The organism is Sanguibacter suaedae (genome assembly GCF_016342785.1).
GTDB classification, from domain to species: domain Bacteria; phylum Actinomycetota; class Actinomycetes; order Actinomycetales; family Cellulomonadaceae; genus Sanguibacter; species Sanguibacter suaedae.
Genome location: NZ_JAEINH010000001.1, coordinates 338,713 through 351,339 on the forward strand (window position 1 = coordinate 338,713; position 12,627 = coordinate 351,339).

General features: G+C 73.3%; 14 protein-coding genes. 9 read left to right on the forward strand and 5 right to left on the reverse strand.

All coding sequences use genetic code 11. The features are described 5' to 3' along the window. The first annotated feature begins 73 nt into the window (after window positions 1–73). Window positions 74–901 carry an alpha/beta fold hydrolase gene (locus JAV76_RS01690; RefSeq protein WP_198732275.1) on the forward strand — a complete coding sequence of 276 codons (828 nt, stop codon included), beginning with the start codon at window positions 74–76 and terminating at the stop codon, window positions 899–901. Window positions 902–958: 57 nt separating this feature from the next. Here the strand turns inward: JAV76_RS01690 and JAV76_RS01695 are convergent, their stop codons facing one another. From JAV76_RS01695 to JAV76_RS01705, 3 genes are all read right to left on the reverse strand, one after another. Further along, the gene (locus tag JAV76_RS01695; RefSeq protein WP_198732276.1) at window positions 959–1,525 is read right to left on the reverse strand and encodes a GrpB family protein; all 567 of its coding nucleotides are present in this window, start codon (window positions 1,523–1,525) and stop codon (window positions 959–961) included. Window positions 1,526–1,575: 50 nt separating this feature from the next. Next, window positions 1,576–1,878, reverse strand: coding sequence for a hypothetical protein (locus JAV76_RS01700; RefSeq protein ID WP_198732277.1), 303 nt, complete (start codon window positions 1,876–1,878; stop codon window positions 1,576–1,578). A 146-nt stretch (window positions 1,879–2,024) separates the two neighbouring features. Beyond that, window positions 2,025–3,107: a LacI family DNA-binding transcriptional regulator gene (locus tag JAV76_RS01705; RefSeq protein ID WP_198732278.1), complete on the reverse strand. Its 1,083-nt coding sequence runs from the start codon at window positions 3,105–3,107 to the stop codon at window positions 2,025–2,027. Between the two features lie 152 nt (window positions 3,108–3,259). Between JAV76_RS01705 and JAV76_RS01710 the strand changes: the two genes are divergently transcribed. Beyond that, the gene (locus tag JAV76_RS01710) at window positions 3,260–4,750 is read left to right on the forward strand and encodes a Gfo/Idh/MocA family protein (RefSeq protein ID WP_198732279.1); all 1,491 of its coding nucleotides are present in this window, start codon (window positions 3,260–3,262) and stop codon (window positions 4,748–4,750) included. Here the strand turns inward: JAV76_RS01710 and JAV76_RS01715 are convergent. Beyond that, on the reverse strand, window positions 4,734–6,098 hold the full coding sequence (locus JAV76_RS01715; protein WP_198732280.1) for a YhgE/Pip domain-containing protein: 1,365 nt from the start codon (window positions 6,096–6,098) through the stop codon (window positions 4,734–4,736). The genes JAV76_RS01710 and JAV76_RS01715 overlap by 17 nt on opposite strands. A gap of 169 nt (window positions 6,099–6,267) precedes the next feature. On the opposite strand from JAV76_RS01715, the gene JAV76_RS01720 reads away from it, so the two are divergent. From JAV76_RS01720 to JAV76_RS01740, 5 genes are all read left to right on the forward strand, one after another. After that, window positions 6,268–6,966 (forward strand): TetR/AcrR family transcriptional regulator, encoded by a 699-nt coding sequence (locus JAV76_RS01720; protein WP_198732281.1) that lies wholly within the window; start codon window positions 6,268–6,270, stop codon window positions 6,964–6,966. Further along, on the forward strand, window positions 6,963–7,955 hold the full coding sequence (locus tag JAV76_RS01725; RefSeq protein ID WP_198732282.1) for an arsenic resistance protein: 993 nt from the start codon (window positions 6,963–6,965) through the stop codon (window positions 7,953–7,955). Before JAV76_RS01720 ends, JAV76_RS01725 begins: the two co-directional genes overlap by 4 nt. 81 nt (window positions 7,956–8,036) lie before the next feature. Next, complete coding sequence (locus JAV76_RS01730; protein WP_198732283.1) at window positions 8,037–8,603, forward strand: dihydrofolate reductase family protein; 567 nt, start codon at window positions 8,037–8,039, stop codon at window positions 8,601–8,603. A 39-nt stretch (window positions 8,604–8,642) separates the two neighbouring features. After that, a complete protein-coding gene (locus JAV76_RS01735; protein ID WP_198732284.1) occupies window positions 8,643–9,734 on the forward strand; it encodes a serine hydrolase domain-containing protein in 1,092 nt (363 codons plus the stop codon). A gap of 68 nt (window positions 9,735–9,802) precedes the next feature. Then, the gene (locus tag JAV76_RS01740) at window positions 9,803–10,162 is read left to right on the forward strand and encodes an Imm1 family immunity protein (RefSeq protein ID WP_198732285.1); all 360 of its coding nucleotides are present in this window, start codon (window positions 9,803–9,805) and stop codon (window positions 10,160–10,162) included. Between the two features lie 71 nt (window positions 10,163–10,233). Here JAV76_RS01740 and JAV76_RS01745 read toward each other — a convergent pair whose 3' ends face one another. After that, a complete protein-coding gene (locus JAV76_RS01745) occupies window positions 10,234–10,734 on the reverse strand; it encodes a MarR family winged helix-turn-helix transcriptional regulator (RefSeq protein WP_198732286.1) in 501 nt (166 codons plus the stop codon). A 93-nt stretch (window positions 10,735–10,827) separates the two neighbouring features. Here JAV76_RS01745 and JAV76_RS01750 point away from each other — a divergent pair, with 93 nt between their 5' ends. Continuing rightward, window positions 10,828–11,763: an NADP-dependent oxidoreductase gene (locus JAV76_RS01750; protein WP_198732287.1), complete on the forward strand. Its 936-nt coding sequence runs from the start codon at window positions 10,828–10,830 to the stop codon at window positions 11,761–11,763. Between the two features lie 44 nt (window positions 11,764–11,807). Next, window positions 11,808–12,614 (forward strand): RCC1 domain-containing protein, encoded by an 807-nt coding sequence (locus JAV76_RS01755; RefSeq protein ID WP_198732288.1) that lies wholly within the window; start codon window positions 11,808–11,810, stop codon window positions 12,612–12,614. Window positions 12,615–12,627: the final 13 nt, after the last annotated feature.

Here is a 12,627-nt window from a genome sequence, read left to right on the forward strand (position 1 = left end):
CTCGCGGTTGCACCCACGCCCCGTGTGGCATCGACTGGGAGGAGACCACGCACCCGGCACCGAAGGAGCGACGATGGATCGGCTCACCCAGTTCTCCCGCGACGGCGCGGTGTTCGACGTCGACGACGCGGGTCCTCTCGACGGCCCCGTCGTCGTCCTCCTCCACGGCTTCCCGGCGAACAGGTCGAGCTGGAGGGGCGTGACGCCTGCGCTCAACGACGCGGGGTTCCGGACCCTCGCCCCGGACCAGCGCGGGTACTCGCCAGGCGCACGCTCGCGCGGCCGTGCCGCGTACCGGTCGGCGGAGCTGGTGCGGGACGTGCTGGCGCTCGTCGACGCGTCAGGCGCCGAGAAGGTGCACGTGGTGGGCCACGACTGGGGCGGGTTCGTCGCGTGGCAGCTCGCGACGGTCGCCCCGCAACGCCTCGAACGGCTCACCGTGGTGTCCACCCCGCACCCGAAGGCCCTGCAGCGGTCGCTCCTGACGTCCGCGCAGCTGCTGCGGTCCGCGTACATCGGGTTCTTCCAGCTGCCCGAGGTCCCGGAGCGCGTCCTGCCGGAGCGCATGGTCGACACCCTCGTGGCGAGCGGCCTGCCGCGCGACGTGGCCCGCGACTACGCACGCTTCATGGACGAGCCCGGCGCCCTCACCGGTGGCCTCAACTGGTACCGGGGCGCGTGGCTGCCGGGAGGGTCCCGCATGGACGGTGGTGACCGCCGCGTCCGGGTCCCCACCACGTACGTGTGGGGCTCCGGGGACACGGCCCTGGGGCGACGAGCCGCCGAGCTCACGGCCGACCACGTGTCGGCCCCGTACCGGTTCGTCGAGCTCGACGAGAACCACTGGATCCCCGAGGTCGCCCCGGACGCGCTCGCCCGGGAGATCCTCGCCGACGTGTGACCTGCGCGCTCGCGGGCTTCACGACGACGGCGACCCTGCCACCGGCCGCTGGACCGGTCAGCGCCCGCGGGCCGCTCTCGCCCTGCCCTTGATCGCGACGATCACGTCGGTCTTCGCGTCGGCGTAGGCGTTCATGTCCTCCCAGCGGCGGGTGAGCAGGGCCCGCTTGGTGCGCTCGTAGAGGTCGCGGTCGTCCACGTCGGTGCGCAGGTGGTCGCGCAGGAGGAGGTAGTCGTCGACGGCGGTGGCGCCGCGCTCGTAGACGTGGACGTGGACGTCGCGGGCGGGTGTGCGCACCATGCGGTGCCCGGGCTCGCGGACGCGGAGCTCGTACCCGGCAGCCAGGAGCGCGTCGAGGTAGTCCTCCTCGGCGGTGATGTCGTCGACCACGACGACGATGTCGATGATCGGCTTCGCGGCCAGGCCGGGGACCGACGTGGACCCGATGTGCTCGACGTCCACGTCGTGCCCGGCGAGGGCGTCGAGGATCCGTCGACGGTGCGTCTCGTATTCGGCTGCCCACCGGTCGTCGGGGTCGTGCAGCCGGAGCTCGCGCGCCTCGACGCCCCCCACGAGATCAAGGGTCGTCACGTCGGGGCGGCGCGGCTCGCGGTGCTTCTCCATACGCAGATCCTCGCAGCCGCTCCACGCCGCGCGGCGCCGTGCAGGTCACCTCAACCGATGGCGTACCCGGTCGAGCCCATGACCGCGCGGTAGCCGACGATTCCCACGACTGCGAGGACGACCACACCGGCTCCCAGGAGCCAGCGGGCGAGCCGTCCGAGGGTCAGAGCCACCGCCACCACGAGCGCCCAGACCGCCACCATCGCGGCCGTCCACGTGACCCCGGAGCGCTGACGGGCGCCGGGCGTGCACCAGTCGGGTCCCGGGTAGACGGCCGGGCAGACCATGGCGCGAGGAACGGCGTCCGCCCAGATCGCCGCGACGGCGGCTCCCGCGATCAAGGTGGCAAGCACCACGGTGATCCACGAGAGGGCTCGCCTCTGCGAGGCCACGCCGTCCGAGTCCACGTCATCCGAGGACACACCGTTCGAGGGCTCGTCGTCCGGCGTCACGGTCGCGGCCTCACACCGATGGCGTGCCCGTCTGGCATGTCTCGACCCTACGCTCTGCGGCTCTTCGCGGTCGGTGGGGTGGCGGCGGGCGCAGGGCCCGTGGACTCGCGCCACAGGACGGTGGTGAGGGGGCGGTCGTCGACCGCGGGGGGCGCACCCCCGAGCATCGCCACGAGGTGCGCCACGGCGCCGCGGCCGAGGGCCTCATGGTCGACGTCGACCGTCGTCAGGGACGGCATCATCACCGCCCCGAGGGCGTTGTTGTCCCACCCCGTGACGCTCACGTCGTCCGGCACGCTCCACCCGCGTTCGGCCGCACCGCGGACGGCGCCGGCGGCGACCTTGTCGTTGGCGCCCACGATCGCGGTCACCCCACAGTCGCCCGGGAGGTCCCCCACGGCCCTACGGGCGGCATCGGCGGACCAGCCGCAGTCGACGACGCCCCACGACTCGAGGCCCAGGCGCTCCACGGTCTCGAGGTACACCTCGCGCCGCCGTCGCGCGGAGGTGTGCGCGTAGTCACCCCCGAGGTGGAGGAACCTCCGGTGCCCCAGGTCGGCGAGGGCCTCGACGATCTCGGCGAGGCGCTCCGCGTCGGCGAGGCGCCCGATGCCGCGCATCGCCTCGTCGTACTCCGGCGACACCACGACGGGGGTGCGGAACGACCCGAGCCGGTCGTCGTCCACCGGCACCGGTGTCAGGGACACGATGCCCTCGAAGAGCCCGGAGTCGGCGAGCTCGAGCACGCGGCCCGCGCGTCCGTCGACGGGGCCGCCGAGGGTGACGACCTCGACGACGAACCCGGCCTCCCGGGCGGCGTCCGACGCACCGGTGAGCATCTCCAGGGAGCTCACCGCGGTGCCGGCGGGCAGGAGCAGCGCGAGGCGCCCCGTCCGGCGGTCCCGCATGGCGCGGGCCACGAGGTTGGGCCGGTAGTCGAGCTCGACGACTGCCGCGCTGATGCGGTCCTGGAGCGCGGGGGCGACCGTCTGGTCGGCGCGCAGGAACCGCGACACGGTCTGGTGGGACACGCCCGCGAGGCGTGCCACCTCGCGGATGGTGGGGCGCCGGGGAACCGCAGGGACGGGACTCGCAGGAGCGTCGTCCGCGCCGGGGGTCTCACCGGTCATGGCACACCTCCCGGGCCGACGTGCGGTGGTCGGCGGACGCCGACCGGCCGATCTTGACACACCGCGAGGGGCTTCGCTAGCGTCGGGATCGCGCCAGAGTGAACGGTCACTCATCTCGAGGACGACCGCGCCCGGCCGTGAGAGGACCCGCAATGACGCATCCCGCCACCCCGACGCCCGGCCCGAGGACGACCAGCCCCGTCGACCAGAACCCCACCGCTCCCGCCCCGGCGTCGAGCACGAGCGCCCGCGCGGGCGAGGGCGTCGTCCCGGAGTTCGCGCCCGTCCCCGCGGGCAGGGCCCGGCGGCGCTACGCCGTCGCGGGCACCGGCCACCGGGCGGGCATGTACGTCGGGGCACTCACCGGCGACCACGCGGACGTCGGTGAGATCGTCGCGTGGCTCGACCCCAACCCGGGACGCATCGACTACTACGACGCCCAGGTGGGCACCGCCCTGGGCCTCGCCGGGCCCGCGGGCCTCCCCCGGTACACGCCCGACGGCCTCGAGGCGATGATCAGCGAGCAGGCGGTGGACGTCGTGGTCGTCACGAGCCTCGACCGCACGCACGCCGACCTCGTGGACCGGGCGCTGCGGGCGGGCGCCGACGTGGTCGTCGAGAAGCCGCTCACCACCGACGCCGACGGGTGCCGCCGCATCACGGGCGCCGTCGCCGACACCGGCCGCGACGTCGTCATGACGTTCAACTACCGGTACGCGCCCAGGAACTCGACGCTCCGCGAGGTCATCGCGTCGGGCCGCATCGGGACGGTGACGAGCGTCCACTTCGAGTGGGCCCTCGACACCGTGCACGGCGCCGACTACTTCCGCCGTTGGCACCGCGACAAGGCGAGCTCGGGCGGGCTCCTCGTCCACAAGTCGAGCCACCACTTCGACCTCGTGAACTGGTGGCTGGGCGACGAGCCGGTGCGCGTCTTCGCGTCGGGCGCCCTGCGCTTCTACGGCGACACCAATGCGGCGGAACGCGGCCTCGGGGAGCGCCCCGCCCGCGGCACGGGCGTGCAGGGCGACCCGTTCGCGCTCGACCTGCGCACCGACCCCCGGCTCGAGGCCCTGTACCTCGACGCCGAGCACCACGACGGGTACCTGCGCGACCAGGACGTGTTCGGTCCGGGGATCACCATCGAGGACACCATGTCGGTGCTCGTCGACTACCGCTCGGGCGCCACGCTCACGTACTCGCTCAACGCCCACAGCCCGTGGGAGGGGTACCGGGTGACGGTGAACGGGACGGCCGGGCGCGCCGAGCTCGAGGTCGTGGAGCGCGGGTTCGTCGAGGTGGACGACGACGGCAACGTGGTCCTCGACCCGTCGGCCACCCCGGGCGGCTCGCCGGTGGATCACCTGCGCCCGGAGGGCGAGCGTCTGGTGGTCCAGGAGCACTGGCACCGCGCCGAGGAGGTTCCGGTGCCCGACGGCATCGGCGGCCACGGCGGCGGCGACGCGATCCTCCTCATGGACGTCTTCCGCCGTGACCTGCGCGTGGGCGACGACCCGCTGGGGCGCGCCGCGGGCTACATGGACGGGGTGCGTGCGGTGTCGGTGGGCATCGCGGCGAACGAGTCGATGCGCACCGGCCCGGCCGGGCGCATCGACGACCTGGGGCTCACCGGCCGGTCGTGACGGGCTCGGGGCTCGCCTCCCGGTGCGCACCCGTCGGCGCGGGCGTGCGGTGCAGGCCTCTGCGGTCGTAGGCCGCAGTTCCCACGAGGCCGACGACCAGCCCGACGACGGTGAAGGCCGCCGCGGCGACGAGGCCGCGCCGCAGCCCGGAGTCGGCGGTCGCCCCGAAGTACAGGATGGACCGGGTGCCCTCGTAGATCTGGTGCATGGGCTCGAAGCCGCCCAGCCAGCGGAAGAACGGCGGAACCATCTCGAGCGGCATGGTGGCGCCCGCGCTGGGCAGGGCGAGGACGATGAAGAGGAAGAGGTTGAGCAGCAGACCGAGGTTGCCCAGGACGGCCTGGAGGGCCTGCGCGAGGACGGCGACCGAGAAGACGGCCGCGGCACCGAACGCCCACAGCTGCGCGGGGTGGTCGATCGGCATGCCGAGGGCGTGCGCCACGGCCATGTAGACGGCGGAGACGCCGAGGGCGACGAGGCCCATGACCACCCACTTGGTGACCAGGGTCGCGAGGCGGCTGGCGCCGGAGTGCGGCAGCAGCCGGTAGAAGGGGCCGAACTCGGCGGGCAGGAACCCGAGCCGCGCGTCGATGAACGTGTTCGCGATGATGGTCCCGGTGAAGCCCGCGAGGACGAGGAGCAGCGCGTAGTAGAAGGCGGAGAGCCCGGTGCCGGTGCCGTCGGGCAGGGGGTTGTGGGCGACGACATCCACGGCCAGCGGGTCGGCGATCGCGTCGGCGGCGAGGCCACCGAGGGGGGCGGTGTCCCCGGCGGTGGCGCGCATCTGCGTGATCATCGCGGTGAGCTGCTCACCGGTCTGCTGCCCCACGGTGTCGAGGGCGGACCGACCCAGCCGGGTGACGGTGCCGACGGCCGCGGAGCCGACGCGCGGGCTCGTGAGGACCTGCACGGCGGGCTGCTCGGCGGACTCGCCCGCGGCGGCGGCGTTCCCGTAGGCCACGAGGTCGGTGCTCAGGTCGGCCGGGAGCACGACGGCCCCGTACAGGTCGCCGCGGTCCATCTGCTCCTCCGCCTCGGCGAGGGTGAGCCGCTGGACGGCGTACTGGTCGGGGTCGACGCCGTCGACGATCGCGTCGGCGGCACTCTGCCCGACGTCCACCGCGGTGCCGTCGGGGAGGATGGTGCCGGTGTCCTCGTTCACGACGGCGACGGGGAAGCCGCTGATGTTCGTGGTGGGGTTGAGGATGCCGCCCAGGTAGAGGGCGGCCATGGTGGCGGCGACGATCAGGACGATGACGGTGGGCAGGGCCCAGACCATCGGGTGGAGCAGCGGTGAGCGACGCCGCGACCGGTGCTGGGTGCGGTCGGTCTCGTCTGTGTGCGACATGGGAGCCCCTTGTGGGCGCAGCGGCGCTGCGCGGTCGAACGGTGGTGGGATGAGCGGCGGTGCCCGTGGCGCGACGGTGCGTCGACCTGTCACGCTACTTACTTGCACACAGGTGTGCAAGTATTGATGGTGTGACGTGCGCGGGGCGCACCGGAGGAGACGAGGACACGTGCGGGCCGACGGCAGCAAGGACGAGACGACGGGCGCGACGGACGCCACGGCCCGACCGCCGCGGAGGCGGGCCGACGCGCGCGGCAACCGGGCTCGCATCCTCGAGGTCGCGTCGCACCTCCTGGCCCGCGACGGCGCGGTGAGCATGGACGACATCGCCCGCGCCGCCGGGGTGGTGCGCCGCACGGTCTACGCGCACTTCCCCACCCGCGAGGCCCTCGTCGTGGAGCTGGGCGCGGGCGCCGCGGCGGAGCTGCTCGAGGCCGTCACGGCCGTCCGTCGCCACGCCGACGACGACCCCGCCGAGGCCCTCGCCCGCTTCGCGTCCGCCATCTGGGAGCAGGGCGCCCGCTACCGGCTGCTGCTCACCATGGCGCGCCAGACCTTCGACAGCCCTGGCATCCAGCGCTTCCTGGCGCCGGTGAGCGACGAGGTCCTCGCCATCGTCGAGACCGGGCAGCGCGCAGGGCGCTTCACGACGGACCTCCCACCGGCGGTCCTCGTCCGGGTGCTGCAGGCCACGACCATCAGCCTCCTCGAGACCCTCGGGACCGACGGCTGGGACGGCGCCCCGCATCCCGCTGCTGCCGCCGTGCTGCGGGCCGCGGGCCTCACCGGGGACGACGTCGCCGGCGTCGTCGGCCGGGTGCTGCCCACGCCTGGGCGCCGTGCGCCCGAGGACGGGAGCACCTCGTGACGGGTCGCGTCGTGGAGTGGTGGGACCGGAGCCAGGTTCCTCTCTATCTCGCGTCGATCGCCCTCGGGGCCGTGGCGGGCCTCGCTGGGCCCGGTCTCGCCCCAGCCCTGGGGCACGCCATCACCCCGGCGCTGGCGCTCCTGCTGTTCGCGACGTTCCTCGGTGTGCCCCTGGTCGAGGTCGGGCAGGGACTCAAGGACGTGAGGTTCCTCCTCACCGTCGCGGTGTCGAACTTCGTCGCGGTGCCCGTGGTCGCCTTCGCGCTGTCCCGGTTCGTCGCGGACGACCCCGGGCTCGCGCTCGGGGTCCTGCTGGTCCTCCTGACGCCGTGCGTCGACTACGTCATCGTGTTCACGGGCCTCGCGGGAGGGGCGCGCGCCCGGCTCCTCAGCGCGACGCCGCTGCTCATGGTCGTGCAGATGCTCCTCCTGCCCGCCTACCTCTCCCTCTTCGCCGGGGCGGAGGTCCTCGACGTCATCGAGGTCGCACCGTTCGTCGAGGCGTTCGTCGTGCTCATCGTCGCCCCGCTCACCGCCGCGGCGCTCGTCCAGGCCCTCGCCCGCCGTCGTGCTGCCGGCAGGGCCGTCGAGCACGTCATGGCCGCAGCGATGGTGCCGCTGATGATGGTCACCCTGGCCGTGGTCGTCGGCTCCCAGGTCGCGGCCGTCGGCTCCGAGGCCGCGGCCCTGGCCCGCGTCGTGCCCCTGTACGTCGGGTTCGTCGTCGTCGCGGTCCTCCTCGGCAGGGTCGCGGCCCGGCTGGGGAGGCTCGACGTGCCCGCGACGCGCGCCGTGATGTTCTCCACGACCACACGCAACTCCCTGGTCGTCCTGCCGCTGGCCCTCGCGCTGCCGCCGCAGCTCGCGATCGTGCCGCTCGCCGTGGTCACCCAGACGCTCGTCGAGCTCGTCGCCATGGTCGTCCTCGTCCGCCTGGTGCCACGCCTCGCGCCGGACCGGCCGACGCCCGCCGGCGAGGCCGTCGCCTGACGGCACGACGGTCCAGACCCGTCGCCGGGCGGGTGGCGTCGTGACGCGCGACACTGGAGTCCCGTCCGGTCGGAGGCACTCATGGGCACGCTCGTCTACGCAGCCAACACGTCGCTCGACGGGTACGTCGAGGACGCCACCGGGTCCTTCGACTGGTCCGTGCCCGACGACGAGCTGCACGCCTTCTGGAACGAGCACGAGCGGCAGGTCGGCACGTCGCTCTACGGGCGCCGCATGTTCGAGACGATGCGCGTCTGGGAGGACGACGCCTGGTTGGCGGACGCCCCGGCCGTGGTCCGCGAGTACGCCGTGATCTGGCGTGACGCCGACAAGGTCGTGTACTCCTCGACGCTCGACGAGGTGTCGACGGCGCGGACACGGATCGAGCGGCGCTTCGACGCGGACGCGGTCCGGGCCCTCAAGGAGTCGTCACAGGCGGGCCTGAGCGTCGGTGGCGCGGCGCTGGGCGCCGAGGCATTCCGGCACGGGCTGGTCGACGAGTGCGTCCTCGTCGTCCACCCCGTCATCGTGGGCGGCGGGAAGCCGGCGTTGCCGCGGGACGTGCGGCTGGACCTCGAGCTCCTGGACAGCCGGCGGTTCCCCGCGGGGCCGATCGCCCTGCGCTACGCGGTGCGGAGTGCACACTGACACCTGTCGCTACGCTGCCGTCATGACGAGGAGATCCCTGTGACCGACGAGCGAGACCTTGCTGCGCTCTCATCTGGCGTTCCCGCGGAGACGGGTGCGCTCGACGAGGCGGTCGAGCGCGCCGTCGCCCGGGAGGGCCGACGGCACGTCGGGCTGGTGGTCGGGGCCGTGACGGCCGACGGTGCGCGATCGGTCGCGACCGCGGGGCGGCTCCGCGCGCCCGACGGTCCGTCGCCGCAGGCGGACAGCGTGTTCGAGATCGGCTCGGTGACCAAGGTGTTCACCGCGCTTCTGCTGGCCGAGGCCGTGACGCGGGGCGAGCTGTCGTTGGAGACGCCCGTCGGCGACCTGCTGCCGGAGGTGACCGTCCCGACCCGCGACGGTGTCGCGATCACCGTCGAGCACCTCGCGACGCACACGTCCGGGCTGCCCAGGCTCCCGATGTCGCTCCCCACCGCGCTCGCCTCCCAGTGGAAGCACCGTGACGGCGACCCGTGGGAGACGTTCGACCGCGCCGGGCTGCTCGCCGCCCTGGAGTCGACGACCCTGCGTCGCACACCCGGCACCGGGCCCGTCGCGTACTCCAACCTCGGCGCCGGGGTCCTGGGGCACGCACTGGTCGCGGCGGCAGGTGCGACCGACTACGCCGAGCTGGTCCGCTCCCGGGTCTGCGGGCCGCTGGGGATGACCGACACCGTGCTCCTGCCCGACACCGAGCAGGCCGCGCGGGAGGCCGCCGGGCACCGTGGGCGTCGCCGACCAACCGGCCACTGGGAGGTCGCCGGCCTGCCCGGCGCCGGTGCGCTGCGCTCGACGGCCACCGACATGCTCACCTTCCTCCACGCCCAGCTGCGCCCCGAGGACACCCCGCTCGCACCCGCGATCGCCCTCACCCACCCCGAACGCCGCCCCGGGAGGCGCCTCGGCATCGGGCTCGGCTGGCTCCGGGTGCCCCTGCCCGGCGGACACGTCGCGCTCTGGCACAACGGCGGCACCGGCGGCTTCCGCGCCCTCGCGGGCTTCGTCCCTGAGGCTGGCGTCGGCGTCGTCGCCCTCGCCAACGACGTCCGCAGCGTCGACCGGGTGGGCATGGAGCTGCTCAGCGCGCTCAGCGGACGTGTCTCCCGATGAGCTCCCCCGTCCACCACCTGACCGTGATCCGATATCCCGCCGACCGGCCTGGGGACACCGTGGTGACGGTGGAACCGACCTGGGACGACGTCGCGGCCGCGGTCTCACGGCTCGATGATCACGAGTTCCCGATCGTGGAGCTGAGCTGCACCGAACATGACGACGACGAGGCGCTCCTCGTCATCGGCGGACGCGGCCGGTATGCGTTGACCCAGTCCGTGCCCGGGTGGCAGTTCTCCGACCCGTCACGGCCGGACCGTGAGGTGCGCCTGTGGACCAGCGACCAGGGCTACTTCTGCACCGAGCGAGAGATCATCACCGACCTGGGACTCGTGCTGCGCATCGTCGAGGAGTTCTACCGCACCGGGTCGTACGACGGCCTGGACAGGTTCGCGGGCGTCGCGGACGACTCGGAGGTGACTCCCTGACGAGGAAGCGACCGCAGAGGACCGGCGGTCGTGGACCGCGCTGAGGACTCGATGGATCGTGAGCCCCGCCCCTACCGGGTCTTGCGCCGCCGCTGGTCCGCCGAGCGCGGCGGGATCGTGCGGAGATGGTCGGCCGCCTGACCGAGGATGCGGGCGAGATCCTCGACGTCACCGTCGGACAAGGACGCGAAGAGCAGCGTGCGGACCGCCTCGATGTGCCCGGGGAACACCGCGGCCAGCACCTCCCGCCCTGCGTCGGTGATCGCGACGACCGTGCTCCGCTCGTCGTCCGGGGAGGGGGCGCGGGTGACGAGCCCGCGCTGCTCGAGGAGCTGCGCCTGGTAGGTCAGCCCGCTCCGGCTGTAGACGACCCCGTCGGCGAGGTCCGTCATGCGGAGCGTCCCGCCCGCGACGTCGCCGAGGCGGGCGAGCAGATGGAACTGGACGTAGCTGAGACCTCCGACGTCGCGGAGCTGCTTCTCGATCTCGTGGCGCAGGAGCTTGCTCACCTCGGTGAATGCGAAGTAGGCCCGGAGCTGTACTGGGGTCAGGGCTGGGGGTGCGTCGCTCATGCAACCCATCCTACCTATTGCTTCGACTTCGAAGCAGTGTTACGTTCTCCTCAGTTACTTCGAACTCGAAGCACATGACGAAGGAGAACCCCCATGAAGGCAGTACTTTTCCACGAGGTCGGCGGACCCGAGGTGCTCCGGTACGAGGAGATCGAGCGTCCGGAGCCGGCCGCCGGACAGGTGCGGCTGCGGGTGGCGGCGTCCGCGTTCAGCCCCGCCGACGCCGGGATGCGAGCCGGGTTCCTGCCGATCCCGGTCGAGCTTCCGCACGTTCCTGGCTACGACGTCTCGGGGACCGTGGACGCTCTCGGCGAGGGGGTCGAGGATCTCGCTGTCGGGGACCAGGTCGTCGGGTTCCTCCCGATGGAGCGGGACGGCGGGGCAGCGGAGTACGTGATCGCACCCGAGGAGGCGTTGGTCCAGGCGCCCAGGACCCTCCCGCTGACCGACGGCGCGGCACTTCCGTCGGTGGCGTTGACCGCGTGGCAGGCGCTCTTCGATGACGGTCGGCTCGAGGCGGGGCAGCGCCTGCTCGTCGTCGGGGCGGGCGGCGTGGTGGGCAAGTACGCCGTCCAGCTCGCCAAGCGCGCCGGTGCGCACGTCGTCGCGACCGCGAGCCCGCACAGCGTCGACGCGGTGCGGTCAGCGGGTGCGGACCAGATCGTCGACCACACCACGGTCGATCTGCTCGACGCCGTCGACCAGCAGCAGGTCGACGTGCTGCTCAACCTCGCGCCGATCGACCCGGAGCGCTTCGCCGCGCTCGTCGCCCTCGTCCGGGACGGTGGCGCCGTGGTCAGCACCACGGCGTTCATGACGACCCCGAGCGACGAGAACCGCGGCGTTCGGGCAGCCACCGTGTTCGTCCTCCCGAACAGGGAACGGCTCACCGAGCTGGTGTCCCTCGTCGACGACGGGGAGCTCACCGTCGAGGTCACCCGACGCATCCCGCTCTCCGAGCTCCCCGCCCTCCACGCGGAGGCCGCCACGGGCGCCGTCCGAGGGAAGGTGCTCGTCGTCCCCGCCTGAGGCCCGGTCCGTCGGACGAGCGACAGCTCTGGAACCATCGACCGGTGACCTCCCATCGCCACCACGCTCGCATCGCGGCCGGTCGCCGGGGCGCCGAGGAGCTGCGCACCAGGGGGTGGAGCGGTGTAGTCGCTGTCGCGGCGGGGAACGTCCACACGGCCGCGAACACCGGCCGCGCCCACACGGTGGGGCTCCGCCAGGATGGGACGGTCCTCGCGACGGGTTGGAACGACGAAGGACAGTGCGACGTCGACGGCTGGCGCGACGTCGTCACCATCGCCGCCGGTTGGCGACGCACCCTCGCGGTCGTCGCGGACGGGACGGCACGCGCGACCGGTCGTCGCGCCGAGGGGGCCTGCGACGTCGAGGACTGGAGCGGGTTGGTCGCCGTCGCTGCCGGGGACTGGCACTCCGTCGGGCTGCGGGACGACGGCACCGTCCTGGCCGTGGGGAACGACCGCAGGGGGCAGTGCGAGGTCGCCGGATGGCGGGGTGTCCGAGCGATCGCCGCAGGCTACCTCCACACCGCCGCTCTCACCGGAGATGGTCAAGTGGTCGCCGCAGGCGACCCGTCTGCGGGAGTCATGGACGTGTCCGCGTGGCGCGACGTGGTGGCCCTGTCCGCAGGAAGCCGCCACACGGTCGGGGTCGTCGCCGGAGGCCGGGTGCTCGCAGCTGGTGACAACAGTCGCGGGCAGTGCGACGTCCGAGGATGGCGGGGCGTGGTGGCGGTTGCGGCAGGATCCGCCCACACCCTCGGCCTCTGCTCCGACGAGAGCGTCCTGGCAGCAGGCAACGACGAGGATGGCCGGTGTGACACCGCGGGCTGGCAGCTGTCGACCGCCCGGTGACCGCTCGGTCCGG

Bases quoted from the DNA above. Each gene is read 5' to 3' on its own strand.
- JAV76_RS01705 (WP_198732278.1), bottom strand. From the start codon at position 3,107: ATGACCGGTGAGACCCCCGGCGCGGACGACGCTCCTGCGAGTCCCGTC.
- JAV76_RS01750 (WP_198732287.1), top strand. From the start codon at position 10,828: ATGAAGGCAGTACTTTTCCACGAGGTCGGCGGACCCGAGGTGCTCCGG.
- JAV76_RS01690 (WP_198732275.1), top strand. From the start codon at position 74: ATGGATCGGCTCACCCAGTTCTCCCGCGACGGCGCGGTGTTCGACGTC.
- JAV76_RS01715 (WP_198732280.1), bottom strand. From the start codon at position 6,098: ATGTCGCACACAGACGAGACCGACCGCACCCAGCACCGGTCGCGGCGT.
- JAV76_RS01745 (WP_198732286.1), bottom strand. From the start codon at position 10,734: ATGAGCGACGCACCCCCAGCCCTGACCCCAGTACAGCTCCGGGCCTAC.
- JAV76_RS01730 (WP_198732283.1), top strand. From the start codon at position 8,037: ATGGGCACGCTCGTCTACGCAGCCAACACGTCGCTCGACGGGTACGTC.
- JAV76_RS01710 (WP_198732279.1), top strand. From the start codon at position 3,260: ATGACGCATCCCGCCACCCCGACGCCCGGCCCGAGGACGACCAGCCCC.
- JAV76_RS01695 (WP_198732276.1), bottom strand. From the start codon at position 1,525: ATGGAGAAGCACCGCGAGCCGCGCCGCCCCGACGTGACGACCCTTGAT.